Genomic DNA, 25,293 nt, shown 5'->3' with positions numbered 1-25,293 from the left:
ATGAAAACGCTTTGGCAACACTGTCACGTCGCAACCATGGCAGGCGGTAAATACTCGATCATCGAGGATGCCGCGATGGTCACTGCCGATTCGCTCATCGAGTGGATCGGCCCACGCAGCCAAGTGCCAGCGGCGGATTACGCCCACGTACATGCGCTGCAAGGCGCGTGGGTCACCCCCGGGCTGATCGACTGCCACACTCACACGGTGTTCGGTGGCAATCGCAGCGGCGAATTCGAGCAGCGCCTACAAGGCGTGAGCTACGCCGAAATTGCGGCCCAGGGCGGCGGTATTGCCAGCACCGTACGCGCCACCCGCGCCGCCACTGAAGACGAACTGTTTGCCAGCGCTCACAAGCGCCTGCGCAGTTTGCTGCGTGATGGCGTGACCACGGTAGAGATCAAATCCGGCTACGGCCTGGACCTGGCCAGCGAGCGCAAGTTGCTGCGGGTGATTCGTCGCCTCGGCGAAGCGCTGCCGGTCAGCGTGCGCGCTACGTGCCTGGCGGCCCATGCGTTGCCGCCGGAGTACAAGGACCGCGCGGATGATTACATCGACCACATTTGCACCGAGATGCTGCCGGCCTTGGCAGCAGAAGGGCTGGTGGATGCGGTGGATGCGTTCTGTGAATACCTGGCGTTTTCCCCGGAGCAGGTCGAACGCGTGTTCAAGGTCGCCCAGCAACTGGGCCTGCCGGTGAAGCTGCACGCCGAACAGCTGTCGTCGCTGCACGGCTCCAGTTTGGCGGCGCGTTACCAGGCGTTGTCGGCGGACCATCTGGAATTTATGACCGAAGAAGATGCCATCGCCATGGCCGCTTCCGGCACCGTCGCGGTATTGCTGCCGGGCGCGTTCTACTTTCTGCGCGAAACTCAACTGCCGCCGATGGATGCCTTGCGCAAACACGGCGTGAAGATCGCCATTGCCAGTGACCTCAACCCCGGCACCTCGCCGGCGTTATCGGTGCGCCTGATGCTGAACATGGCCTGCACCCTGTTCCGCATGACCCCGGAAGAAGCCCTGGCCGGCGCCACGCAACACGCGGCTACGGCGCTGGGCATGGGTGCGACCCATGGCTCGCTGGAAGTGGGCAAGGTCGCCGACTTCGTCGCTTGGCAGATTGATCGCCCCGCCGACCTGGCCTACTGGCTGGGCGGCGAGCTGGATAAACGCGTCGTGCGCCATGGCGTCGACGTCACCGTCTGAGGAGTGTTGTTGTGGATAAGGTTCTGAATTTCAAACAAGGCCGCGTGCCGCTGCTGATCAGCATGCCCCACGCTGGGCTGCGTCTGACGCCTGCGGTCGAAGCCGGGTTGATCTCCGAAGCGCAAAGCCTGCCAGACACCGACTGGCACATCCCAACGCTGTATGACTTTGCCGAGGCGTTGGGCGCCAGCACCTTGTCGGCCGAGTATTCGCGATTCGTGATCGACCTGAACCGCCCGTCCGATGACAAGCCGCTGTACGTCGGCGCCACCACCGGCCTGTACCCGGCGACGCTGTTCGACGGCGTGCCGCTGTTCCGCGAAGGCCTGGAGCCGTCTCCAGAGGAGCGCGCCACCTATCTGCAAAAGATTTGGGGCCCGTACCACCGCGCTCTGCAAGAAGAGCTGGCGCGGCTCAAGGCGCAGTTCGGCTACGCGCTGTTGTTCGATGCGCACTCGATCCGCTCGGTGATCCCGCACCTGTTTGAAGGCAAGCTGCCGGACTTCAACCTCGGCACCTTCAACGGCGCGGCGTGTGATCCTGAACTGGCCAGCCAGCTGGAAGCCATCTGCGCCACGCATCCGCAGTACACCCACGTGCTCAACGGGCGCTTCAAGGGCGGGCACATCACCCGCCACTACGGCGACCCGGCGCAGAATATCCATGCCGTGCAATTGGAGCTGTGCCAGAGCGCTTATATGGAAGAGTTCGAGCCGTTTCGTTATCGGCCTGATCTGGCCGAGCCGACACGGGTGGTGTTGAAGCAATTGCTGGAAGGGTTCCTGAACTGGGGGCAAAAGCACTACCGGTAATTTTCGGTGCTGCTGAAATAGCGTTCGCGAGCAAGTCGAACCGTCGCACCGCCGCTCCCACAGTTTGATCGCATTCTCATGTTGGAACTCGATCAAGTGTGGGAGCGGGCTTGCTCGCGATGGCGGCCTCACGGTCGCCCCAGTGCAACTGCCGGTCGCCACAGGTCGTGTTAGCAGAGGTCCCGCTGGGTAAGGTTGTGGGTAGGGCGCATCAGACGCCACTCCCCACAATAAAAGCTGCCGAGTGAGACCTCTTTCCATGAAAAGACCGTTCAACCGTTACCTTTTGACCCTCATCGGCGCCGCACTCCTGAGTGCACAAGCCATGGCCGCTGAACCGGCCTCCTGCAAAACCGTGCGCATGGGCGTGGTCAGTTGGACCGACGTGGTCGCCACTTCCGGCATGGCCGACGTGCTGCTCAACGGCCTGGGCTATGAGAGCAAACAGACCAGCGCCGTGCAGCAGATCATCTTTGCCGGCATCCGCGACAAGCGCCTGGATATCTTCCTCGGCTACTGGAAGCCAGCGATGGACAACAACATCGCGCCGTTCCTGGCTGCCCAGCAGGTCAAGGTCTTCGATACGCCCAGCTTGTCAGACGCCCAGGCCACTCTGGCGGTGCCGCAATACGTGGCTGACGCCGGGTTGAAAACCTTTGCCGATATTGCGCGCTTCAAGGACAAACTGGGCGGCAAAATCTACGGCATAGAGCCCGGCAGCGGCGCCAACACCGACATCCAGAAAATGATCGACACCAACCACTTCGGGCTGGGCGGCTTCAAGCTGGTCGCCTCCGGTGAAGCGGGCATGCTGGCGGCGGTGCAACGCGCGGTGAATCGCAAGGAGTTTGTAGTGTTTGTCGGTTGGACCCCGCACCCGATGAACATCAACATGAAAATGGCTTACCTCACCGGCAGCGAAGATGTGTTTGGCGCTGACGAAGGGCGGGCCACGGTGTCCACCGTGACCGCACCGGATTTTGCCGAGCGTTGCCCCAACGCCAACCGCCTGTTGGAAAACCTGACCTTCACCGCCGCGCAGGAAAGTCAGTTGATGGTGCCGATCATGGAGCGCCAGTCGCCGCAGGAAGTCGCCAAGCAATGGCTGCGCGAGCACCCGGAGGATTTGCAGCGCTGGCTGGCTGGGGTGACAGCGTTTGATGGCGGCGATGGCGTGGCGGCCGTCCAGGCCAGCCTCAAACCCTAAGCCAGGCACGGTAGCTCAAACAACGCGGGGCAAATGTGGGAGCGGGCTTGCCCGCGATGGCGGTGTATCAGGTCATGCATAAGTGCCTGACACACCGCTATCGCAGGCAAGCCCGCTCCCATACTTGATCTACAGCGATTAGGGATATTTGCGCATGTATCCGATTTCTCCGCAGCTTGCGGCCTTCGTTACTAAAACCGAATCTTTCAGCAGCAACGACTCGTCGCTCGCAGGTTTACGCCGCAACTACGACCGCATGTGCCAGGCATTCACCCCGCCGAAGCCAGAAGGGCTGCAAGTTTCTGACGTTGCTCTCGGTGCAGTCGGCGTGCGCAGCTATCTCCCTTCGGCGCCCGCTCCAGCCGAGGGCTGGCCGTGCCTTCTTTATATACACGGCGGCGGTTGGGTGGTCGGCGGGCTGGATTCCCATGACTTCATCTGTTTCGAACTGGCCAGCACGCTGCAGGTGCTGGTGATTGCCATCGACTACCGTCTGGCGCCGGAACACCCGTTCCCGGCGGCGTATCAGGATTGCCGTACGGTATGGCACGCGATCCACGCGGGGCAGGGGCCTTACGCCATCAACCTGCAGCGTCTGGTGGTGATGGGTGACAGCGCAGGCGGCAACCTGGCGGCGGCGTTGTGCCTGGGCCTGCGCGATGACGGCCTGCCGCTGCCCAGTGCCCAGGTGCTGATCTATCCCGGTTTGGGCGGCGCGGCCGATTTGCCCTCGCGCCGCGACTGCATGGATGCGCCGCTGCTCAGCACCGCCGACACCGACTGCTACCTGGCGTTGTACCTGCGCGGCACGGGCAAGCCTTCGGCCTATGCCATGCCTTTATTGGCCGAGCGTTTCAGCGGTTTGCCCAAGGCATTGATCGCCGTGGCCCAGTTCGACCCGCTGCGTGATGACGGCATGGCGTATGCCGAACGGCTGCAAGCGGCGGGCGTTGAGGCCCTGCTGTATCCCGGCAAAGGCCTGGTCCACGGCTGTTTGCGCGCGCGCGGCCAGGCGCCGGAGGTGGATCAGTTGTACGACTATGTGCTGGGTTACCTAAGGCGCGGATGGCTGACACAGGTCTAGGTACTCAAGGACATGCTCATTGCACAATTCGGGTTTATGATGCCAGACGGCAAAAAATAATAGACGTCCCCTCAGGGATGAACCCGACACCCTACGGAGCGCGCAATGCAGACTTGGTACCCGCAGATCAAACCCTACGCCCGGCACGATCTGGCAGTCGATGACACCCACACGCTGTACGTCGATGAAAGTGGCTCCCCCGAAGGCCTGCCTGTCGTATTTATCCACGGTGGCCCCGGCTCCGGTTGCGACGCCCAGAGCCGCTGCTACTTCGATCCGAACCTATACCGCATTGTCACCTTCGACCAGCGTGGCTGCGGGCGCTCCACCCCGCGCGCCAGCCTGGAAAACAACACCACCTGGGATCTGGTCGCCGACCTTGAGCGCATCCGCGAACACCTGGGTATCGAAAAATGGGTGCTGTTCGGTGGTTCCTGGGGGTCGACCCTGTCCCTGGCCTACGCGCAAACCCACCCCGAACGCGTGCTTGGCCTGATCCTGCGCGGTATTTTCCTGGCACGCCCGCAGGACATTCACTGGTTCTACCAGGACGGCGCGAGCCGCATGTTCCCGGACTACTGGCAGGACTACCTCGCGCCGATCCCAGCGGACGAGCGCCATGATCTGATCGCGGCTTACCACAAGCGCCTCACCGGCAACGACCAGATCGCTCAGATGCACGCGGCCAAAGCCTGGTCCGGCTGGGAAGGCCGCATGCTGGGCCTGTGCCCGAGCCCGCAGCATGTAGAGCGGTTTTCCGAGCCGCAGCGTGCGCTGTCGATTGCGCGTATCGAGTGCCACTACTTCACCAATAACTCCTTTCTGGAGCCCGACCAGCTGATTCGCGACATGCACAAGATCGCCCACCTGCCTGGTGTAATCATTCATGGGCGCTACGATATGATCTGCCCGTTGGATAACGCATGGGCGTTGCATCAGGCCTGGCCTAACAGTGAGCTGCAGGTGATTCGCGAGGCGGGTCATGCCGCGTCCGAGCCGGGTATTACCGATGCGTTGGTGCGCGCAACCGGCGAGATGGCACGCCGCCTGCTTGATCTGCCGCCAGAAGAAGCATGAAGGGCCTGTTGCAGCGGGTGCGTGGCGCCCGTGTCGATGTGGCGGGCGAAATTGTTGGGGCGATTGACCAGGGTTTGCTGGTGCTGGTAGCTGTCGAGCCTTCAGATACGCCCCAGAGCGCCGACAAACTGCTGCACAAGCTGCTTAACTACCGGGTATTCAGCGACGACGAGGGCAAGATGAACCTGTCCTTGAAGGACATCGGCGGCGGTTTGCTGCTGGTGTCGCAGTTCACCCTGGCGGCGGATACAAAAAGCGGGCTGCGGCCGAGCTTCTCCACGGCGGCCCCTCCGGCGCTGGGAGCGGCGCTTTTTGATCACTTGTTGTTACAAGCGCAACAAATGCATGGCAAGGTGGCGTCAGGGCGTTTCGGCGCGGATATGCAGGTGCACTTGGTCAATGATGGCCCTGTGACCTTCCTCTTACAGACATGAATGTATTAAAAACGACTTTAATGCCTAAAAACGCAGGGTTTCGCTACAAATACTTCGTTGTCCCTGATGCGTTGTTTCGCGGGCTACTAGATAATCGCGCGCTACGGGGATCAGCGTTGTTTGGTCCATTTTTGACTTAGGTAGAGACTTGTCCGACGGCCTTTGGGGAATCATTTTGACCCAGGGGAGTCGGAACAATGCTCGCCAACCTGGCATATAGATAGCTGGCCGTTGGTTTTTTGATCTGTTTTCGGCGAGGGTTGCTCGTGATTGTTAGTCCCTGTAATGCACCAAAATTGTCTGCCAAACGGTTACGAAACGTACTGGTAACAGGCTCAGCCCTGTTTTGCCTGTTCGGCGCGGGTCAACTGTGGGCATTCAGTCTGGATGATGTGTCGGCCAAGGCAAAAGAGCTGGCCGGGCAGAAGTACGAAGCTCCTCGCAGCAATCTTCCGAACGAATTTCGCGAAATGAAATTCGCTGACTATCAGAAGATTCGTTTCCGTAACGAAAAAGCCGAGTGGGCCGATCAGAACACTCCATTCAAGCTGTCCTTCTATCACCAGGGCATGCACTTCGACACGCCGGTGAAAATCAACGAAGTGACCGCCGACAGCGTTCATGAAATCAAATACGACCCGACGCGTTTCGATTTCGGCGACGTGAAATATGATCCCAAGTCCACCGAACAACTGGGATATGCCGGTTTCCGTGTGCTGTACCCGATCAACAAAGACGACAAGCAAGACGAAATCATGACCATGCTCGGCGCCAGCTACTTCCGCGTCGTCGGCAAAGGCCAGTCGTATGGCCTGTCTGCCCGTGGTATGGCGATTGACACTGCATTGCCGTCCGGTGAGGAATTCCCACGCTTTACCGAGTTCTGGGTCGAGCGTCCAAAACCGGGTGAAAAGCAGCTGGTGATCTACGCCCTGCTGGACTCGCCACGTGCAACCGGCGCCTATCGACTGATCCTGCGTCCTGGCAGCGACACCATTGTCGACGTCAAATCCCAGATGTTCCTGCGTGACAAGGTCACCAAGCTGGGCGTTGCCCCGTTGACCAGCATGTTCCTGTTCGGCGCGAACCAGCCGTCGAAGGTGCTCAACTACCGTCGTGAATTGCACGATTCCAGCGGTCTGTCGATCCATGCCGGCAACGGCGAGTGGATCTGGCGCCCACTGAATAACCCTAAACATCTGTCGGTCAGTAACTTCACCATCGAAAACCCGCGTGGTTTCGGCCTGTTGCAACGCGGCCGTGACTTCAGCCACTACGAAGACCTGGACGACAACTACGATAAGCGCCCAAGCGCCTGGATCGAGCCTGAGGGCGACTGGGGCAAGGGTTCCGTCGACCTGGTCGAGATTCCGACCGCTGATGAAACCAACGACAACATCGTTGCTTTCTGGAGTCCGGCCGAGCTGCCGAAAGTCGGCGAGCCGCTGGACATCAGCTACCGCATGCACTGGACCATGGACGAAAAAGCCCTGCACCCGGCCGACAGCGCCTGGGTTAAGCAGACCCTACGTTCCACTGGTGACGTGAAGCAGTCCAACCTGATCCGTCAGCCAGACGGCAGCGTGGCCTACCTCGTTGACTTCGAGGGCCCGTCCCTTAAAGCCCTGCCGGCGGACGCTCCGGTGCGCAGCCAGGTGAGTGTTGGCGACAATGCTGAAATCGTTGAAAACAGTGTGCGCTATAACGAGCACACCAAAGGCTGGCGCTTGACCCTGCGGATGAAGATCAAAGACGCAGGCAAGCCGACCGAAATGCGAGCGGCTCTGGTCGAGGACATTCCGCAGCCTGAGCCTGAAAAGCCTTCGACCCAAGTGATCAAGGCCGACAAGCTGCTGGCCAAGCAACACGAGAAACAGGCCAAGAAAGACGCAAAAGACGCAAAAAACGCAAAAGACAAGGAAGCCAAGCAGCCAGAAGCTGCCCCGGCCACGCCACTCGCTAATCCGGAGCCGGCCAAGACAGAACACGTCCTGACCGAAACCTGGAGCTATCAGTTGCCTGCCGATGAGTAATTCTCAAACCACGCCCGAGACGCTGTCCGAGTACCTGGCGCATCTTCCGATGACCGCAGAGCAGCGCGCCGAGCTGGCGGGCTGCACCTCCTTCAGTGAGCTGCACGAGCGGCTGTCGTCCGCGACCTTCGACGCGCCAACCGACGCTGCCCAAGCGTCGGTCGGCCGTCGGCTGACCCTCAACACGGCCGAAGAGCTGCAAGACGCGGAAATGCTCGTGCTCGATGCCAGCGGCCGGGTTTGCCTGAAGGCCACGCCGCCGATTCGTCGGACTAAAGTCGTGCCTGAGCCTTGGCGCACCAACATCCTGGTGCGCGGTTGGCGCCGGATGACCGGTCGCACCAACCCTCCAGCGCCACCGAAAGACGAGCGTGTGCTGCCGGCTGCGCGCTGGCGAACCGTGGGTTCGATTCGTCGCTACATCTTGCTGATATTGATGCTCGGCCAGACCATCGTTGCTGGCTGGTACATGAAAGGCATCATGCCGTACCAGGGCTGGTCGCTGGTCGACTTCGACGAGATCCGCAACCAGACCCTGCTGCAGACCGCGACCCAAGTGCTGCCTTACGCTCTGCAAACCAGCATCCTGATCATGTTCGGGATCTTGTTCTGCTGGGTGTCGGCTGGCTTCTGGACCGCGCTGATGGGCTTCCTGGAACTGCTCACAGGTCACGATAAATACCGCATCTCCGGTAAAAGTGCCGGCGACGAGCCGATCCCGAAAGAGGCCCGTACCGCGCTGGTGATGCCGATCTGCAACGAAGACGTGCCCCGGGTATTCGCCGGTCTGCGCGCCACGTTCGAATCGGTAGCCGCCACGGGCGATCTGGACCGCTTCGATTTCTTCGTGCTCAGTGACAGTAACGAAGCCGATATCTGCATCGCCGAACAACAGGCCTGGCTCGACGTGTGTCGCGAAGCCGGTGGTTTCGGCAAGATCTTTTATCGCCGCCGTCGCCGTCGCGTAAAGCGCAAAAGCGGCAACCTCGATGACTTTTGCCGTCGTTGGGGCGGTGACTATAAGTACATGGTGGTGCTCGACGCCGACAGCGTGATGAGCGGCGAATGCCTGACCAGTCTGGTGCGCTTGATGGAAGCCACGCCGGATGCCGGGATCATCCAGACCGCGCCACGGGCGTCGGGTATGGACACCCTGTATGCGCGCATGCAGCAGTTCGCCACCCGCGTGTACGGCCCGCTGTTTACCGCCGGCCTGCACTTCTGGCAGTTGGGTGAATCCCACTACTGGGGTCACAACGCGATCATCCGCATGAAGCCGTTTATCGAGCACTGCGCCCTGGCGCCGTTGCCGGGTAAAGGCGCGTTTGCCGGTGCGATCCTCTCCCACGACTTCGTCGAAGCCGCGCTGATGCGCCGTGCCGGTTGGGGCGTGTGGATTGCCTACGACTTGCCGGGCAGCTACGAAGAACTGCCGCCGAACCTGCTGGACGAACTCAAGCGTGACCGTCGTTGGTGCCACGGTAACCTGATGAACTTCCGCCTGTTCCTGGTTAAAGGCATGCACCCGGTGCACCGCGCGGTATTCCTGACCGGCGTGATGTCCTACCTGTCGGCGCCGTTGTGGTTCTTCTTCCTGGTGCTGTCGACGGCGTTGCTGGCGGTCAACACCTTGATGGAACCGCAGTACTTCATGGCGCCACGCCAACTGTACCCATTGTGGCCGCAATGGCACCCTGACAAGGCGGTGGCACTGTTCTCCACCACCATCGTGCTGCTGTTCCTGCCGAAATTGCTGAGCATCATCCTGATCTGGGCCAAGGGCGCGAAAGAGTTTGGTGGCAAGTTCAAAGTGACGTTGTCGATGCTGCTGGAGATGTTGTTCTCCATGTTGCTGGCACCTGTGCGAATGATCTTCCACACCCGCTTTGTCCTGGCCGCGTTCCTCGGCTGGGCGGCGACCTGGAACTCGCCGCAGCGTGACGACGACTCCACGCCTTGGGGCGAGGCGGTCAAGCGTCACGGCCCACAAACCTTGCTCGGCTTCTTGTGGGCGCTGTTGGTGGTGTGGTTGAACCCAAGCTTCCTGTGGTGGCTGATCCCGATCGTCGGTTCGCTGATGCTGTCGATTCCGGTGTCGGTCATTTCCAGTCGGGTCAAGTTGGGCCTCAAGTCCCGCGACGAGAGCCTGTTCCTGATTCCTGAGGAATACAATCCGCCGCAAGCCCTGCTGTCGACCGAGAAGTACACCCACGAGAACCGTTGGCACGCCCTGAGCGACGGGTTTGTGCGTTCGGTCGTCGACCCGCAGCAGAACGCCCTGGCCTGTGCCCTGGCGACCTCGCGTCACCGTGAGGCGGAGCCGATCGAGCACTTGCGCCAGGAGCGTGTGCGCCATGCGTTGAAAGTCGGTCCTGCTGGCCTTAACAACGGCGAGCGCCTGGCGTTGCTCAGCGACCCGGTCGCCTTGGCACGTCTGCACCAGCAGGTGTGGAGCGAAGGCCACGGCGAGTGGCTCGACGCTTGGCGTGCTTCGATCAAGGCTGATCCGCACGCGCCTTTGCTGCCGTTGCGACCGCTATCTGCGCAGGCCCAGCCGGCCTGATTCAGACGCCCCCGAGGGCTCACCTCGGGGGCGTTCGAAGCGCTGCTCCTACAGCGTTTCACGCTTCTTCCTTTAAACCCTAACGCCTTGTTATTTCGAAACAAAAGACCTTTGTTCGAAGCGTATTGCCGTGCCTGTGGCTGGGTTAGCATCGCCCCCACATTGACGAGGTCACAGGGGGATTCATGTTCAAAAGGTATTGTTCGGCATGGCTGATCGGCCTTGCCGCTTTCATTTACGCGGGCGGGGTGTCGGCCGGTGCACTGGATGATGCCGTTCGACGTGGTGTGCTGCGAGTTGGCACTACGCCCACGTATGTACCTTTCGAAATGACGGACAAACAAGGGCGCATTGTCGGCTTCGAGATCGACTTGCTCCAGGCAATGAGTCGCGCCTTGGGCGTCGAACTTGAGCTGGTCGCTGTGCCCTATACCGACTTGGTGCCGGGGCTGATGGCGAAGAAATTCGATCTGATTGGCAGCGGCATGACCGTCACCCAGGAGCGCAATCTGAAGCTCAACTTCAGCGACTCTTTTATCGTAGTTGGCCAAACCGTACTGCTGCATCCGAGCCTGGCCGGCAAGATTTCCAGTATCGAAGACCTGGACGAGGCGAGTTACCGGATTGCGGCTACCGAGGGCACCACCGCAGAGGCCGCGGCACAACGCTTTTTGGGGGCGGCTCGGTTGAGCAGTTTCGCCACTCCGGAGGAAGGCGTGCGGCAGGTGGTTGAGGGCAAGGCCGATGCCTTTATCCATGACGCGCCCTACAACCTGATTGCGATTGCCCGGCCGGAGAATCACACACTGTTGGTACTTGAGCAGCCGTTTACCTTTGAACCCCTGGCATTCGGCTTGAAAAAAGGTGATTACGACAGCCTCAACTGGATCAATCATTTCCTCAGTCAGGTGGCCCAGGACGGGACCTACGATCGCCTGCACGACAAGTGGTTCAAGGACACCGACTGGATGGCTGAAGTCGAATGATCGTCATAACTACTTACATATCAATCCATTGGCGCTCACGAGTGCTGACATGTCTATCACTGCACCTGGCTGCACCGTCGTGGGGCTTTTCCGATCTGCGCCGTTAACTATTACCTGCGAAACCTTTGTGACGAGCAGCGAGTGGGTTAGGATCGCACCCCGAATGGGTGCCGCCCTTTTGCGCGCCGACCTTACAAGAATCGTTCTGGGGACTTGATGATGAAAAAGTATCTTTCGAGGCTGATGCTCGGCGTCACTGTGCTGGTTGCGGCCACTGCGGCGCATGCCGGCGCCATCGACGATGCGGTCAAGCGCGGCACGCTGAAAGTCGGCATGGACCCGACCTACATGCCGTTCGAAATGACAGACAAGCGCGGCGAAATCATCGGTTTCGAAGTCGACATCCTCAAGGCCATGGCCAAGTCCATGGGCGTCAAGCTGGAGTTGGTGTCTACCGGTTACGACGGCATCATACCGGCCTTCCTGACCGGCAAGTTCGACATGATCGGCAGCGGCATGACCCTGACTCAGGAGCGCAACCTGCGTCTGAACTTCAGCGAACCCTTCATTGTGGTCGGCCAAACCCTGCTGATTCGTAAAGACCTGGAAGGCACCATCAAGTCCTACAAAGACCTGAATGACGAGAAATACCGCCTGACTTCCAAGCTTGGCACCACCGGTGAGATGGTCGCGAAAAAGCTGATCTCCAAAGCCAAGTACCACGGCTATGACAACGAGCAGGAAGGCGTGCTGGACGTGGTCAACGGCAAGGCCGATGCGTTTGTGTATGACGCACCGTACAACGTGGTTGCCGAGAAAAAAGTCGGTAGCGGCAAGCTGGTATTCCTGGAAGAACCCTTCACGTTCGAGCCGTTGGCGTTTGGCCTGAAAAAAGGCGATTACGACAGCCTTAACTACATCAACAACTTTCTGCACCAGATCCGCAACGACGGCACCTACGATCGCCTCCATGACAAGTGGTTCAAGAGCTCCGAGTGGCTCAAGGACATGGAATAAAAGCTAGGACCGAGTTGCGCCTGTTCGCGAGCAAGCCCGCTCCCACATTTTGACCGCACTGTCATGTTGGAACTCGGTCAAGTCTGGGAGCGGGCTTGCTCGCGAATAGGCAGGATATGCGCCACAAATCCCGGAAGCTGAAATGAAACAGAAAAAAGCCCAATGGCCCTGGCACCTGCTGACTGTGGTCGTGCTGGTAGGCCTGGCTGGCGCCTTGTACTACGCCACTTCGCTGATGTCCTACGAGTGGCGCTGGAACCGCGTGCCGCAGTACTTCGCCTATCAGGCCGAGACGTCCCAGCGCGCCGCTGACATATCCACCGTGGTTGAACTGGTGCGCAAAGGCGACGTAGCCGAAGTCACCCTGCGCAACGACGCCGGCGCTGAGCAAAAGCTCACCGTGGCCGAAAACAGCCTGCAAGTGTCGCGTGGTGACGACGTGGCCGAAGGCGATGTGGTGGGCGTAACTCGGCATTGGGCGCTCGGGCCACTGATGTGGGGCTTGTGGACCACATTGTGGCTGTCGGTGGTGTCCGGCATTCTTGGCCTGGCAATCGGTTTGGCCACCGGCTTGTGCCGCTTGTCCAGCAACCCGACCCTACGCGATCTGTCAACGATCTACGTCGAACTGGTACGCGGCACGCCGCTGTTGGTACAGATCTTCATTTTTTACTTTTTTATCGGCACGGTACTCAACTTGTCGCGCGAATTCGCCGGGATCGCAGCGCTGTCGCTGTTCACCGGCGCCTATGTGGCGGAAATCGTCCGCGCCGGTGTGCAGTCCATCACCCGTGGCCAAAATGAAGCCGCGCGGTCCCTAGGTTTGAGTGCCAGCCAGTCGATGCGCCATGTGGTGCTGCCGCAAGCCTTCAAGCGCGTGCTGCCACCGCTGGCCGGGCAATTTATCAGCTTGGTGAAGGACACGTCCCTGGTGTCGGTGATCGCGATTACTGAACTGCTCAAAAGTGGCCGTGAGGTGATCACCACCTCGTTCTCGCCGTTTGAAATCCTGTTCTGTGTGGCAGGCCTGTACTTGCTGATCAACCTGCCGCTGTCGAAAATGGCCAGCCGGCTTGAGCGGAGGCTCGCGCAAAGTGATTGAAGTCCGCGATCTGGTAAAAGTCTTCGATACCCGTGGCCACGTGGTGCGCGCGGTGGACCACGTCAGCACCCATGTCGCCAAGGGCGAAGTGTTGGTGGTGATCGGCCCCTCGGGTTCGGGCAAGTCCACCTTCCTGCGCTGCCTTAATGGCCTGGAAGAATTCGATTCCGGCTCGGTCAGCATTGATGGCCTGCAACTGGGAGACCCGAAGACCGACGTGAACGCCTATCGTCGCGAAGTCGGCATGGTGTTCCAGCACTTCAACCTGTTCCCGCACATGACCGTGCTGGAAAACCTGTGCCTGGCGCAAAAAGTCGTGCGCAAGCGCGGCAAGCAAGAGCGCGAGGCCAAGGCCCTGGCGCTGCTGGAAAAAGTCGGCATTGCGCAAAAAGCCAACGAGTTTCCATCACGTCTGTCTGGCGGCCAGCAACAGCGCGTGGCGATCGCCCGAGCGCTGGCGATGGAACCCAAGGTGATGCTGTTTGACGAGCCCACCTCGGCGCTCGACCCGGAAATGGTCGGCGAAGTGCTGGACGTGATGAAGACCCTGGCCCTGGAAGGCATGACCATGGTCTGCGTCACCCACGAGATGGGCTTTGCCCGCGAAGTGGCCGACCGGGTGCTGTTCTTCGACCATGGCAAGCTGCTGGAAGACGCGGCCCCGGCCGAGTTCTTTGATGCACCCAAAGACCCACGCGCCCAGGCCTTCCTGCGTCAGGTGCTGTAACGGCTCACACTTTGAACTTGCCCACCCAACGCTGCAAATCCGCGCCCAGGCGCGCCAGTTCGACACTGGCCGCCGCAGTCTCCTGACTCGCGGCGGAGGTTTGTTCCGACACGTCCTTGACCTTCAGCACGCTGCGATTGATCTCTTCGGCAACCGCCGTTTGCTCCTCGGCAGCGGCGGCAATCTGAGGGTTCATTTCCTGGATCACTGAGACCGTGCGGGTGATGTTGGCCAAGGCATCGCCTGCGCGGCGGGTCAGTTGCACGCTGTTGTCGGTCAGGCTGCGGCTGTTGTTCATGCTGTCGGCGACCTGCTGTGTACCCCGTTGCAGGCTACCGATCAGTTCTTCAATTTCCTCGGCTGATTGTTGGGTGCGTTGCGCGAGGCTGCGTACCTCGTCGGCCACTACCGCAAAGCCACGGCCAGCTTCACCGGCGCGGGCGGCTTCGATGGCGGCGTTGAGGGCCAGCAAGTTGGTTTGCTCCGAAACCGACTTGATCACCTCCAGCACACTGCCGATCTTCTGGCTTTCCTGCCGCAACCCTTGCATGGCCTGGCTTGAGTGGGCCATCTCCTGGGCCAGGTGCTCGATATGAGCGATCGCCTCGGCCACCACCTGGTCACCCGCGCTTGCCTGTTGATCGGCTTCGGTGGCGGCGTTTGAGGCTTGCTCGGCGTGGCGTGCGACTTCCTGGGAGGTGGCGAGCATTTCATTCATCGCCGTGGCCACCTGTTCGGTTTCCTGTCTCTGCTCGTCAATGCCGGCGCGGGATTGCTCGGTGCCGCAAGACAATTGCTCGGCGGAGCTGGCTATCTGGCGTGCGTTGTCACCGATACCACCGATCAAGCCGCGCAGGTTGACTGTCATTTGCCCGATGCTGCGCTGCAGTTGCCCCAGTTCGTCCCGGCGGGTGGTCTGGATATCGTGGCTCAAGTCACCCTCGGCCACCCGGTTCGCCACCACCAGAGCCCGGCGCAGGGGGTTGACGATCTGCCCAGCAATCAGCCAAGCGGCCAAGGCACCCAGCAGCAGTGCGGCAGCGGTGACATTGATCAGTAAACTGCGGGCCTGATCGGCTTCTTTATCTCGCTGCTCGGTCTGGTAATGGCTCAAGAGGTCGCTTTGCTTGAGCAGCTCATCTAACCATTGCTCCAACTGGTTCTGGGTGGTTTCGGTGGTGACTTGGGCGTCCTTGAGCCGGTTCAACTGGGTTCGATAGTCGCGCAGGGTGTCGGCCAGCGCAGTCGCGTCCACCGGCAGCTTGGCCACGGAGGCCTGTGCACCGTCGAGCGCCTGGAGCGCGTCCGTGACGTTTTGTGTATAGGCCTCCAGCGAGGTGGCTGCCCAGGCCGCGGCCTGTGCGCTGTCTTCGGCTTTCTCCATGGCCTGGCGCATGAGTTCCACGGTGTCCAGGGCCTTTTCGTCGTCTTGATTGGGCAAGTCACTGGACAGCTGGGCGAGGGTGTCGCTGGCTTGGACGGCGCTTTTCTTGAGCCCTTCGCGTGCGTTTTCGCGTTGTTCGATCAGGTTGGCCAGGCCGCCCAGCGCCGTCTTGAAGCTGGCGGTCAGGCGTGTCGCGTCTTGTACTTGTTGCAAGCTGGTTGGATGGACCAAACGGGCGGACATTTCTATCAGGTAGCGGTCGATTTTTTCCATGTGTTGGCCGACCTTGGTCAGGCTGGCCGGGTCATTCAGGGTGCGATACACAATGCGGTCAGCCCGCAGCTCTTCGCCGACCACCGCCAATTGCGAAAGAATGGTCAACGATTGCGAGCGAAACAGTGAGGTGTTCAAGGCTTGCCAGCCCGTCAGGGCGATAGCCAGGCTGAGCGTCAAGACCAGGCCGAAGCCAAGGCAGAGTTTGAGGGTGACACTGGCGTTGCCGAGTGCGCGAATCAGTGGACCAAACATGGTGAACCTCCTACGAGTAAAGGGAGCGTCTCGACGGTCCGGCTGACACAGTCAGGGGAGTTGAAACGCTACTTTTATTCGGCGCCAGGTGTGTAATCCACGACCTGAAAAGCGCGTAGGAAATTTCACAACTTGTGAAGGCGACGGCCATGATGACCGTCGCGAGGGGCTCAAATCTTGAAGCGACCTACCAGCGTTTGCAGGTAAATACCCAGGCGCGCCAGTTCCGCGGTGGACGCCGCGGTCTCTTCACTGGCCGACGAGGTCTGTTCAGACACATCACGCACGTTAAGCACGCTACGGTTGATCTCTTCGGCCACCGCACTTTGTTGCTCGGCGGCGGTAGCAATTTGCGAGTTCATTGCCTGGATGGTCGACACTGTGCGCGTGATATTGCCCAGCGCGTTACCGGCACGTCGGGTCAGTTCGACGCTGCTTTCAGTCAGGCCGCGGCTGTTGTCCATGATGGTCGCCACCTGCTGGGTGCCGCTTTGCAGGCCGACGATCAGTTCCTCGATCTCTTCGGTGGACTTCTGGGTGCGCTGGGCCAGGCTGCGCACCTCGTCGGCCACCACGGCAAAGCCACGCCCGGCTTCACCGGCCCGCGCGGCCTCAATCGCCGCGTTGAGTGCCAGCAGGTTGGTTTGCTGAGCAACAGACTTGATCACGTCGAGCACGCTGCCGATCTTGTCGCTTTCGCGCTTGAGATGGCCCATGGCCTCGGTGGAATTGCCGACCTCGGTGGCCAGGCGCTCGATCTGGGCGATGGCCTCACCGACCACCTTGTCACCCTCGCGGGCCTGCTGGTCAGCGGCCACGGCAGCTTCAGAGGCTTCCTCGGCGTTGCGCGCCACTTCCTGCACGGTGGCGGCCATCTCATTCATGGCGGTGGCGACCTGGTCGGTCTCGACTTTTTGGCTGTTGACCCCGGCGCTGGTCTGCTCAGTCACAGACGACAGTTGCTCGGCGGCGCTGGCGATCTGGGTGACACCGTCGCTGATGCCACCGATCAACTCGCGCAGGCCGATGGTCATGCTTTGCATGGCGCGTTGCAATTGGCCCAGTTCGTCCTGGCGCGCGGAGTTGAGGTTGTGGCTCAGGTCGCCGGAGGCCACGCGCTCAGCGACGTTGAGGGTCTGGTTCAGCGGAATGACGATCTGACGGGTGATGGCCCAGGCGGCGACCATGCCGAAGATCAGCGCTAGCACGGTGGCCAGCAGCAACAATTGTTTGGCGTGTGCAGCATTGGCGTCGCGCACTGCGGTTTGCGACGTGGTGAGTTTTTCACTATGGCCCAGCAGGATATCGCCTTGGGCGGTCATGATTTTCAGTGCTGCTGCGCTGGCGACCTGGGAGTCGCGATACTGGCTGACGGCGGCACGATAGGCTTGCAGCGACACGCCAGCTGCTTGCAGGTTGGCCTGGTATTGCTCCGGCAGTTGGCCTTGGCGTTCGGTAATTTTCTTCAGGGCGTTGTCGATGGCATCCAGGGCCGGCTGCTCGGCCTCCGTCTTGCCGCTGTAGGTGTAACCGCGCACCTGGAAGCGCGATTGCTGAATCAGCTTGCTCAGTTCAACCACGCTGTTGAACTGGGTGACGCTGTCACCTTGCAACAGGCTTTTTTCGATGTCATTGATCTTGGCCACGGCGTTGTCGGCGGTATCGCCGAGCTTGCTGCGTGCGTCTTCACGCTTGAGGCCAGCCTGGACCATGGCGGCGAAGGCCTTTTTGTACTGGCCTAAAGCGTCGAGCTGTTGCTCGACCAGGGCCTTGTCGTTGGGTTGTTCGATCAGAGATTTGGCGGTTTGCAGGCCATTGTCCAGCTCTGTGAGCAGGCCGTTGACCGCGTCTGCGCCTTGTTCGCCGCGACGCATTTCGAAGTCCAGGCGCGCCAGGCGCAGGTCTTTGGTCAGGCCGTTGAGGCTGGAGATAAAGCCCAACTTGTCACCGCGATTGATCACATCGCCTAGGCCGGTCCAGCCGGTGAAGGTGATCAACAGCGTCAGGATCAATACCAAGCCAAACCCAATGCTTAGCTTGCGGTTGACGCTCACATTCCCCAGTTTTTCGGCTAACCAACCATACATACTGCAATCTCCCCTGGAACAAGGCTTGGATTTATTCAGAGCTTATCGGCAGTGTAGGAGGATTCTGTAGGTGCGAGGGCTTGTGACTAGGCTTCTTGTGCTGGGCGGGCTTGCCACAACAGGGTTAGAACAGGCGGGCGAGCAGGGCGGTCACGGCGGTTTCTACACGCAGGATGCGTGCACCCAGCTGTACTGGTTGTAAACCGGCCTTGGTCAGAAGGTCCACTTCGTAGGGGATCCAGCCACCTTCCGGGCCGATGGCTAGGGTCACAGGCTCATCCAGTCCACGCGGGCAGGCCGGGTAATCGCCAGGATGGCCGATCAGGCCGAGGGTGCCTTCGGTCATGTCCGGCAGGCGGTCTTCGACGAACGGCTTGAAGCGTTTTTCGATGATGATTTCGGGCAGCATCGTGTCGCGCGCCTGTTCCAGGCCGAGGATAAGCTGCTCGCGAATCGCCTCAGGCTCCAGGAACGGCGTTTGCCAGAAGCTCTTCTCCACGCGGTAGCTGTTGACCAGCACGACCTTGGGCACGCCCATGGCTGCAACGGTTTGCAGCACCCGACGCAGCATCTTCGGGCGCGGCAGGGCCAGCAGCAAGGTCAGTGGCAGTTTGGCCGGCGGCGGCAGGTCGAAGCTCACTTGCAGCTCGGCTTCACTGGCCTCCAGGCGCAGCAGGTGCGCATTGCCCATCAGCCCGCCGACGCGCCCTACCCGCAGGTTGTCGCCCACCACCGCACGGTGGACTTCCTGCATATGCACCAGGCGTCGATCACGCAGGATAACCCGGTCGGCCGCTATAAAGTCGGCCTCTTCCAGCAGCAGCAAGTTCACGGCTGAGTCGCTGGCGGCTGGTCGTCGTCGGCAGGTTGGTCATCCGGGTGCTCACCACGCTTGGTGATCAAGCTGCTGAACAGGATGCCGACTTCGAACAGCATCCACATCGGCACGGCCAACAGGGTCTGCGAGAAGATGTCCGGTGGGGTCAGGATCATGCCGACCACGAAGCAGCCGATGATCACGTACGGGCGGACTTTCTTCAGGTATTTGACGTTGACCACGCCGATCCACACCAGCAGCACCACGGCTACCGGGATTTCGAAGGCCACGCCAAAGGCGAAGAACAGCGTCATCACGAAGTCGAGGTAGCTGGTGATGTCGGTCATCATTTCCACGCCGGCCGGGGTGGCTGCAGCGAAGAACTTGAAGATCAGCGGGAACACCAGGAAATAGGCGAAAGCCATGCCGGTGTAGAACAGCAGGATGCTCGACACCAGCAACGGCACCGCGATGCGCTTCTCATGCTTGTACAGGCCCGGCGCGATAAAGCCCCAGATCTGATGCAGGATCACCGGGATCGCCAGGAACAGCGAGACCATCATGGTCAGCTTCAGCGGCGTCAGGAACGGCGACGACACGTCGGTAGCGATCATCGTCGCACCGGCCGGCAGGTACTGGCGCAGCGGCGTCGAAACGAAGGTGTAGATCTGCTGGGTGAAGGCGAACAGCCCGGCAAAGATAATGAAGATGGCCGCTACGCAACGCAGCAGGCGGGTACGCAACTCGGTGAGGTGCGAGACCAGTGGCATGTGCTGGTCGTTTTCCGGTTTATCAGCGCTCATGGGGCTCGCGGCGGCAATGTAGGGTCATGGGGAGCGGGCAACGCAACGGGCGTCGGCGCTGGCTCGGTCGTGGTGGGCGCGGTCGGCGTCACTTGCGCAGCGGGTGCGATGCTATGTTCGGCCACGGGCTCTGCCGGCTTGCTCGGTTCATTCACCGGCGACAGGATTTTGCGCGCTTCCTGCTCCAACGACAGAATATGTTCGTTGTGCAGTTGCCGACGGATCTCGTCGGCGCCGATTTCCCGTTCAACTTCCTGTTTGATGGCGTTGAAACTGCGTTTCAGGCGCCCGATCCATAGGCCGGCCGTGCGTGCGGCACCGGGCAGGCGTTCCGGCCCCAATACCAGCAGGGCCACGAGGCCGACGAGGAGCAGTTCAGAGAAGCTGATACCAAACATTAGTCAGTGCTCACGAGTCTTTGCGGGTCGGCTCTTCGACTTTTTCAGCCTGTACGTCGAAGGTACGACGCTCAGTGATCGGCTGGGCCGCCTGCGGGTGCACAGGCTGTGACGGCGGAACGGGGTTGGCCGCAGGGTCGGCAGGTTTCTCGTCGTCGTTCATGGCTTTACGAAAGCCTTTGATCGACTCGCCCACGTCGGTGCCCAGGTTTTTCAGTTTCTTGGTGCCGAACACCAGTACCACGACCACCAGAATGACGATCCAGTGTTTCCAGTCAAAAATGCCCATGCTGCAATTCCTCTGTAAAAGTTATTCAGGCGGACGGGCGCGAGGCCTTTTCGGCGTGCCCGGACAAACCATGGCGACGGTCCAGTTCATCAAGTACAGCCTGTGGATGCAGCCCCAACTGGGCAAGCATGATCATGCTATGAAACCACAGGTCGGCGGTTTCGTAGATCACGTCGCTGCAATCACCGCTGATTTGTGCGTCTTTGGCCGCAATGATGGTCTCGATGGATTCTTCGCCGAGCTTTTCCAGAATCTTGTTCAAGCCCTTTTCATACAGGCTGGCGACATAGGAGCCCTCGGCGGTTGCGGCTTTGCGATCTTCCAGCACCTGGGCCAGGCGGTTCAGGGTGTCAGTCATGTTCAGTGTCCTGCCGAATAGATTGCGTGCGGGTCTTTGAGCACCGGTTCGACCACCTTCCACTCGCCGTTCTCGAACACGCGATAGAAGCAACTGTGACGGCCGGTGTGGCAGGCAATGTCGCCGATCTGCTCGACCATCAGGATCACCACGTCGGCGTCGCAGTCGATGCGCATCTCGTGCAGGGTTTGCACGTGCCCGGACTCTTCGCCCTTGCGCCACAGTTTGCCACGCGAACGTGACCAATAAATGGCGCGCTGCTCAGCGGCGGTGAGGCTCAATGCCTCGCGGTTCATCCAGGCCATCATCAGCACGCGCCCGGTCTTGTAGTCCTGGGCAATGGCCGGCACCAGGCCGTCACTGTCCCACTTGATCTCGTCCAGCCAGTCTTTCATGTTCCGCTCCGGCAATTTGCGACAGTGTATAACCGGATCGGCTATCGACGCACGATCAGATAAATACCCACGGCGACCATGATGCCGGCCGGCCAATGGCCCAGCTGGTTCAGCGGCCCACCGATGGCGAGCATCACACCGCCGACCAAGTGCGCGGCGCCCAGCAGGCGCAGGAACCAGTCGTCCTTGCGTGTCTGCCAGGGCGGCGCGGGGTCTTTGGCGTGTGGCTGGGACATGCGCTCCAGCAGGTCGCGGGTCATGTTGGCCAGGTGTGGCAGCTGCTCGACTTGGCTTTGCAGGTTGCCCAGCAAGGTTTTCGGGCTGACACGCTCGCGCATCCAGCGTTCCAGGAACGGCTGTGCGGTGTTCCACAGGTCGAGGTCCGGGTACAACTGACGGCCCAGCCCTTCGATGTTCAGCAAGGTTTTTTGCAACAGGACCAACTGCGGCTGCACTTCCATATTGAAGCGGCGCGCGGTCTGGAACAGGCGCATCAGCACCTGGCCGAATGAAATATCTTTTAACGGTTTTTCAAAGATTGGCTCGCACACCGTGCGGATCGCTGCTTCGAATTCGTTGAGCTTGGTTTCCGCCGGCACCCAGCCTGAATCGATGTGCAACTGCGCCACGCGGCGGTAGTCACGCTTGAAAAAGGCAAACAGGTTGCGCGCCAGATAATCCTGGTCTTCCGGGGTCAGGCTGCCGACGATGCCGCAGTCGATCGCGATGTACTGCGGGCTCCAAGGGTTCACGGTGCTGACGAAGATGTTGCCCGGGTGCATGTCGGCGTGGAAGAAACTGTCGCGGAACACCTGAGTGAAGAAAATCTCCACACCCCGTTCGGCGAGCATCTTCATGTCGGTGCGCTGGTCGGCCAGGGTGGCGAGGTCGGTGACCTGCACGCCGTAGATGCGCTCCATCACCAGCACTTTCGGGCGGCACCAGTCCCAATACACTTGCGGCACGTACAGCAGCGATGAACCTTCGAAGTTGCGCTTGAGCTGGCTGGCGTTGGCGGCTTCGCGCAGCAGGTCGAGTTCGTCGTAGATGGTTTTTTCGTAGTCGGCGACCACGTCCACCGGGTGCAGCAGGCGCGCATCGGCAGAGAAACGCTCGGCGGCGCGGGCGAGGATGAACAGCCACGCCAGGTCCTGGCCGATGATCGGCTTGAGGCCGGGGCGAATCACTTTCACTACCACTTCTTCGCCGGTCTTGAGCTGCGCCGCGTGCACTTGTGCCACCGAGGCCGAGGCCAGCGGGTCGACGTCGAAACGGCTGAATACCTCACTGATCTTCTTGCCCAACTGCTCTTCGATCAGCTTCATCGACTGCTGGGAATCAAACGGCGGTACGCGGTCCTGCAGCAGCATCAACTCATTGGCAATGTCTTCGGGCAACAGGTCGCGACGCGTGGAGAGGATCTGCCCGAACTTGATAAAGATCGGCCCCAGATCCTGCAACGCGAGGCGCAGGCGCGCACCGCGGCTCAGCTCCAGCGGTTTGCGCGGGAACCAGCGCCACGGCAGCACATAGCGAACCGCCAGCAGGAACCACGGCAAGGGCAAGGCGAACAGCAGGTCATCGAGGCGGTAGCGGATTACGACGCGCTGGATACGAAACAAACGGCGGACGGCGAGCAGCTTCATGCGTTATCGCTTGGATCAAGGGAACGGCTCAGGCGCTCGAAGCGTGCCTCGAGGCGTTCCAGGTCGATTTTGGCCTTGTCGAGTTCGCGAAAGCGCGCTTGCGCTTCCCGTTCTCCGACCAGGGTGCGCGCTTCTTCGCTCAGGTATTCGGCAAGGTTCTGGTTGAGGCTGGTGAAGCCTTGCTGGTACCAGCGCGAGCGGCTGCGCAGGTGCCCGCTGATCAACTGGGTGGGCACGGGGCCGATCCAGCGGGACAGCTCATATTCCCAGTCCAGGTCCAGGTCTTGCAGCACGGCAGCCAGGTCCATCAGCACCGCACTGTCACCTTCCAGCGCCACTTCGGGGCCGTGGAGGATGGCGGTCTTGTTGCGGCTCAGCGCCAGGTGCAACAGGCTTGAGGCCGGAGCTCGCAGGGTGCAATCGGCCTCGGCAGCCCATTGGGTCGCGAGCAGCAGGCCTTCATCGCTAGGCAGGATAAACAGCTGCAAGGTGGGGCTCGTGCAGTCAACGGCAATGACTTTGCCGTTCAAGGGCGCGAGCCGCGCCAGGGCGGTGCTGTCCAGGCGCAGGACACGGTTAAGGCCGTGTTCAACGCTGGCAACAAGACCTTTGAGCAGCATCAGGGCTTGATACCGCGGTGCAGGGCGACGATACCCGAAGTCATGTTGTGGTAGGTCACGCGGTCGAAACCGGCCTCCACCATCATCGACTTCAGGGTTTCCTGATCCGGGTGCATGCGGATCGATTCGGCCAGGTAGCGGTAGCTCTCGGCGTCATTGGTGATCAGCTTGCCCATCAACGGCATGAAGGCGAACGAGTAGGTGTCGTAGACCTTGGACATCAGCGCGTTGGTCGGCTTGGAAAACTCCAGCACCAACAGGCGGCCACCCGGCTTGAGCACGCGCAGCATCGAGCGAATCGCGTCTTCTTTATGGGTGACGTTGCGCAGGCCAAAAGCGATGGTCACGCAGTCGAAATGGTTGTCCGGGAACGGCAGCTTTTCCGCGTCGGCCTGCACGAACTCGATATTGCCGGCCACGCCTTTATCCAGCAGGCGATCACGGCCGACCTTGAGCATCGAGCCGTTGATGTCTGCCAGCACGACCTGGCCGGTAGGGCCGACCAGCTTGGAGAACTTGGCTGCCAGGTCGCCCGTACCGCCGGCGATGTCCAGCACGCGGTTGCCGGTGCGCACGCCCGACAACTCGATGGTGAAACGCTTCCACAGGCGGTGCATGCCGCCCGACAGCACGTCGTTCATCAGGTCGTACTTGGCCGCTACAGAGTGGAACACCTCAGCGACTTTTTCCGCTTTCTGGCTTTCCGGAACGTTCTTGAAGCCGAAGTGAGTGGTGGGTTCGGCATCGCTGCCTTTGCGCTGATCAGTCATATCGCTGTCACCAAAAGAGAATGCGGGACATGATAATCCCCAAGGCTTGCTTTGTCTTGGCAAGGCTGAAGGTAAGATAGGTGCTCACCGAGACCTTTTGCCGCATGGCAGATGTACCAGTCGTTATAAAGAGGAGTCATCGCAATGGCCCGTATTACCGTTGAGCGTGCACATTCCCTGGGTAAAGAAGGCGCGCGGGCGAAGGCCGAGAAGTTGGCGCACAAACTCCAGGAACAATATGGCTTGGAGCCATCCTGGTCCGGCGACACCCTGAACCTCAAGCGGTCGGGGGTTAAAGGCACGGTATCAGTGGCTGATGATTCGCTGCGTATCGAGGTGGAACTGGGCCTGTTGATGTCGGCCATGAGTGGCACTATCAAGTCCGAAATCGAGAAGGCCCTGGATAAGGCACTGGCTTGAACTGAGTGCGCTTAGGGTGCCAATTCTAATTTTTCACCCTACTTTGTGCCCAAGCCCTCAACTCCTGTGGGCCGTTCCTCAACCCTACATTGCGTGAGGTGCACCATGGCCAAAGTTATTTTGCAGAAAAAAATCGACGTTCAGACCACCGCCCTGAGTGACGTTAAAAGCTATGCCCGCAAGATCTGGCTGGCAGGTCTTGGTGCCTATGCCAAGGTCGGCAGCGAAGGCAGTGAGTACTTCAAAACGCTGGTTAAGACCGGTCAACATGTTGAAAGTAAAGGCAAAAAAGTTGTGGTTGAACAACTTGATGCCGCCAACAGTCAGATTGACCAAGTAAAGAGTAATGTCTCAAGCGTCAAAGGTTTGGTTGAAGTTCAACTGGATAAAGTTGAAAAAGCTTTTGACACGCGTGTTGCAAGTGCCTTGAATCGGATCGGCATTGCGTCTAAACATGACGTTGAGACACTCTCTGCTAAGCTCGAAGAGCTGACGGCATTGCTAGAACGTGTCGCGCGTAAACACTAAGG

25 protein-coding genes and 1 pseudogene are annotated in these 25,293 nt (G+C 60.3%); 14 read left to right on the top strand and 12 right to left on the bottom strand.

The features are described from left to right. The 12 genes from hutI (at position 1) to FW764_RS09475 (ending at position 14,248) form a co-directional block, all read left to right on the top strand. Positions 1-1,206 (top strand): imidazolonepropionase, encoded by a 1,206-nt coding sequence (hutI, locus tag FW764_RS09530; protein ID WP_446433711.1) that lies wholly within the window; start codon positions 1-3, stop codon positions 1,204-1,206. 11 nt (positions 1,207-1,217) lie between these two features. After that, complete coding sequence (gene hutG, locus FW764_RS09525) at positions 1,218-2,018, top strand: N-formylglutamate deformylase (protein ID WP_446433710.1); 801 nt, start codon at positions 1,218-1,220, stop codon at positions 2,016-2,018. A 259-nt stretch (positions 2,019-2,277) separates the two neighbouring features. Further along, a complete protein-coding gene (locus FW764_RS09520; RefSeq protein WP_446433709.1) occupies positions 2,278-3,225 on the top strand; it encodes a choline ABC transporter substrate-binding protein in 948 nt (315 codons plus the stop codon). A gap of 154 nt (positions 3,226-3,379) precedes the next feature. Further along, the gene (locus tag FW764_RS09515; protein ID WP_446433708.1) at positions 3,380-4,309 is read left to right on the top strand and encodes an alpha/beta hydrolase; all 930 of its coding nucleotides are present in this window, start codon (positions 3,380-3,382) and stop codon (positions 4,307-4,309) included. A gap of 105 nt (positions 4,310-4,414) precedes the next feature. Then, entirely contained in the window at positions 4,415-5,386 is a 972-nt protein-coding gene (gene pip, locus FW764_RS09510; RefSeq protein ID WP_083355689.1) for a prolyl aminopeptidase, read from the top strand. Beyond that, positions 5,383-5,820, top strand: coding sequence for a D-aminoacyl-tRNA deacylase (gene dtd, locus FW764_RS09505; protein WP_446433707.1), 438 nt, complete (start codon positions 5,383-5,385; stop codon positions 5,818-5,820). Before pip ends, dtd begins: the two co-directional genes overlap by 4 nt. A 266-nt stretch (positions 5,821-6,086) precedes the next feature. Beyond that, on the top strand, positions 6,087-7,853 hold the full coding sequence (locus FW764_RS09500) for a glucan biosynthesis protein G (protein ID WP_446433706.1): 1,767 nt from the start codon (positions 6,087-6,089) through the stop codon (positions 7,851-7,853). Further along, positions 7,846-10,416: a glucans biosynthesis glucosyltransferase MdoH gene (gene mdoH / locus FW764_RS09495; RefSeq protein ID WP_446433705.1), complete on the top strand. Its 2,571-nt coding sequence runs from the start codon at positions 7,846-7,848 to the stop codon at positions 10,414-10,416. The genes FW764_RS09500 and mdoH overlap by 8 nt, the downstream gene beginning before the upstream one ends. 185 nt (positions 10,417-10,601) lie before the next feature. Next, complete coding sequence (locus tag FW764_RS09490) at positions 10,602-11,402, top strand: transporter substrate-binding domain-containing protein (protein WP_446433704.1); 801 nt, start codon at positions 10,602-10,604, stop codon at positions 11,400-11,402. A gap of 219 nt (positions 11,403-11,621) precedes the next feature. Further along, complete coding sequence (locus FW764_RS09485) at positions 11,622-12,419, top strand: transporter substrate-binding domain-containing protein (protein ID WP_446433703.1); 798 nt, start codon at positions 11,622-11,624, stop codon at positions 12,417-12,419. A 142-nt stretch (positions 12,420-12,561) separates the two neighbouring features. Further along, entirely contained in the window at positions 12,562-13,521 is a 960-nt protein-coding gene (locus FW764_RS09480) for an amino acid ABC transporter permease (protein ID WP_446433702.1), read from the top strand. Next, positions 13,514-14,248 carry an amino acid ABC transporter ATP-binding protein gene (locus tag FW764_RS09475; protein WP_446433701.1) on the top strand — a complete coding sequence of 245 codons (735 nt, stop codon included), beginning with the start codon at positions 13,514-13,516 and terminating at the stop codon, positions 14,246-14,248. The genes FW764_RS09480 and FW764_RS09475 overlap by 8 nt, the downstream gene beginning before the upstream one ends. 4 nt (positions 14,249-14,252) lie before the next feature. Here the strand turns inward: FW764_RS09475 and FW764_RS09470 are convergent, their stop codons facing one another. The 12 genes and pseudogenes from FW764_RS09470 to ubiE form a co-directional block, all read right to left on the bottom strand. Beyond that, on the bottom strand, positions 14,253-16,160 hold the full coding sequence (locus FW764_RS09470) for a methyl-accepting chemotaxis protein (protein ID WP_446433700.1): 1,908 nt from the start codon (positions 16,158-16,160) through the stop codon (positions 14,253-14,255). Between the two features lie 170 nt (positions 16,161-16,330). Then, entirely contained in the window at positions 16,331-17,044 is a 714-nt protein-coding gene (locus FW764_RS09465) for a methyl-accepting chemotaxis protein (RefSeq protein ID WP_446433813.1), read from the bottom strand. A 144-nt stretch (positions 17,045-17,188) separates the two neighbouring features. After that, a pseudogene (locus FW764_RS09460) lies at positions 17,189-18,247 on the bottom strand (methyl-accepting chemotaxis protein); the annotation flags it as partial. Positions 18,248-18,371: 124 nt separating this feature from the next. Next, on the bottom strand, positions 18,372-19,079 hold the full coding sequence (locus FW764_RS09455; RefSeq protein WP_446433699.1) for a 16S rRNA (uracil(1498)-N(3))-methyltransferase: 708 nt from the start codon (positions 19,077-19,079) through the stop codon (positions 18,372-18,374). Then, positions 19,076-19,867, bottom strand: coding sequence for a twin-arginine translocase subunit TatC (tatC, locus tag FW764_RS09450; RefSeq protein WP_446433698.1), 792 nt, complete (start codon positions 19,865-19,867; stop codon positions 19,076-19,078). The genes FW764_RS09455 and tatC overlap by 4 nt, the downstream gene beginning before the upstream one ends. Further along, positions 19,864-20,265, bottom strand: coding sequence for a Sec-independent protein translocase protein TatB (gene tatB, locus FW764_RS09445; RefSeq protein WP_446433697.1), 402 nt, complete (start codon positions 20,263-20,265; stop codon positions 19,864-19,866). Before tatB ends, tatC begins: the two co-directional genes overlap by 4 nt. A 10-nt stretch (positions 20,266-20,275) precedes the next feature. Further along, positions 20,276-20,554: a twin-arginine translocase TatA/TatE family subunit gene (locus FW764_RS09440; protein ID WP_446433696.1), complete on the bottom strand. Its 279-nt coding sequence runs from the start codon at positions 20,552-20,554 to the stop codon at positions 20,276-20,278. A gap of 25 nt (positions 20,555-20,579) precedes the next feature. Continuing rightward, positions 20,580-20,912 carry a phosphoribosyl-ATP diphosphatase gene (locus FW764_RS09435; protein WP_083355678.1) on the bottom strand — a complete coding sequence of 111 codons (333 nt, stop codon included), beginning with the start codon at positions 20,910-20,912 and terminating at the stop codon, positions 20,580-20,582. Positions 20,913-20,914: 2 nt separating this feature from the next. Beyond that, entirely contained in the window at positions 20,915-21,307 is a 393-nt protein-coding gene (gene hisI, locus FW764_RS09430; protein ID WP_065899886.1) for a phosphoribosyl-AMP cyclohydrolase, read from the bottom strand. A gap of 41 nt (positions 21,308-21,348) precedes the next feature. Further along, positions 21,349-22,953 carry a ubiquinone biosynthesis regulatory protein kinase UbiB gene (gene ubiB / locus FW764_RS09425; RefSeq protein ID WP_446433695.1) on the bottom strand — a complete coding sequence of 535 codons (1,605 nt, stop codon included), beginning with the start codon at positions 22,951-22,953 and terminating at the stop codon, positions 21,349-21,351. Beyond that, on the bottom strand, positions 22,950-23,573 hold the full coding sequence (locus FW764_RS09420) for a ubiquinone biosynthesis accessory factor UbiJ (RefSeq protein ID WP_446433694.1): 624 nt from the start codon (positions 23,571-23,573) through the stop codon (positions 22,950-22,952). The genes ubiB and FW764_RS09420 overlap by 4 nt, the downstream gene beginning before the upstream one ends. Further along, positions 23,573-24,343 carry a bifunctional demethylmenaquinone methyltransferase/2-methoxy-6-polyprenyl-1,4-benzoquinol methylase UbiE gene (gene ubiE, locus FW764_RS09415; RefSeq protein ID WP_003171186.1) on the bottom strand — a complete coding sequence of 257 codons (771 nt, stop codon included), beginning with the start codon at positions 24,341-24,343 and terminating at the stop codon, positions 23,573-23,575. Before ubiE ends, FW764_RS09420 begins: the two co-directional genes overlap by 1 nt. A 144-nt stretch (positions 24,344-24,487) precedes the next feature. Here ubiE and FW764_RS09410 point away from each other — a divergent pair, with 144 nt between their 5' ends. Then, positions 24,488-24,763 (top strand): polyhydroxyalkanoic acid system family protein, encoded by a 276-nt coding sequence (locus tag FW764_RS09410; RefSeq protein ID WP_446433693.1) that lies wholly within the window; start codon positions 24,488-24,490, stop codon positions 24,761-24,763. 105 nt (positions 24,764-24,868) lie between these two features. Then, positions 24,869-25,291 (top strand): phasin family protein, encoded by a 423-nt coding sequence (locus tag FW764_RS09405; protein WP_446433692.1) that lies wholly within the window; start codon positions 24,869-24,871, stop codon positions 25,289-25,291. The last annotated feature ends 2 nt before the right edge of the window (positions 25,292-25,293 follow it).

It is taken from the genome of Pseudomonas sp. 1152_12 (assembly GCF_052850675.1).
This window is presented reverse-complemented; position numbering and strand designations above follow the sequence as displayed.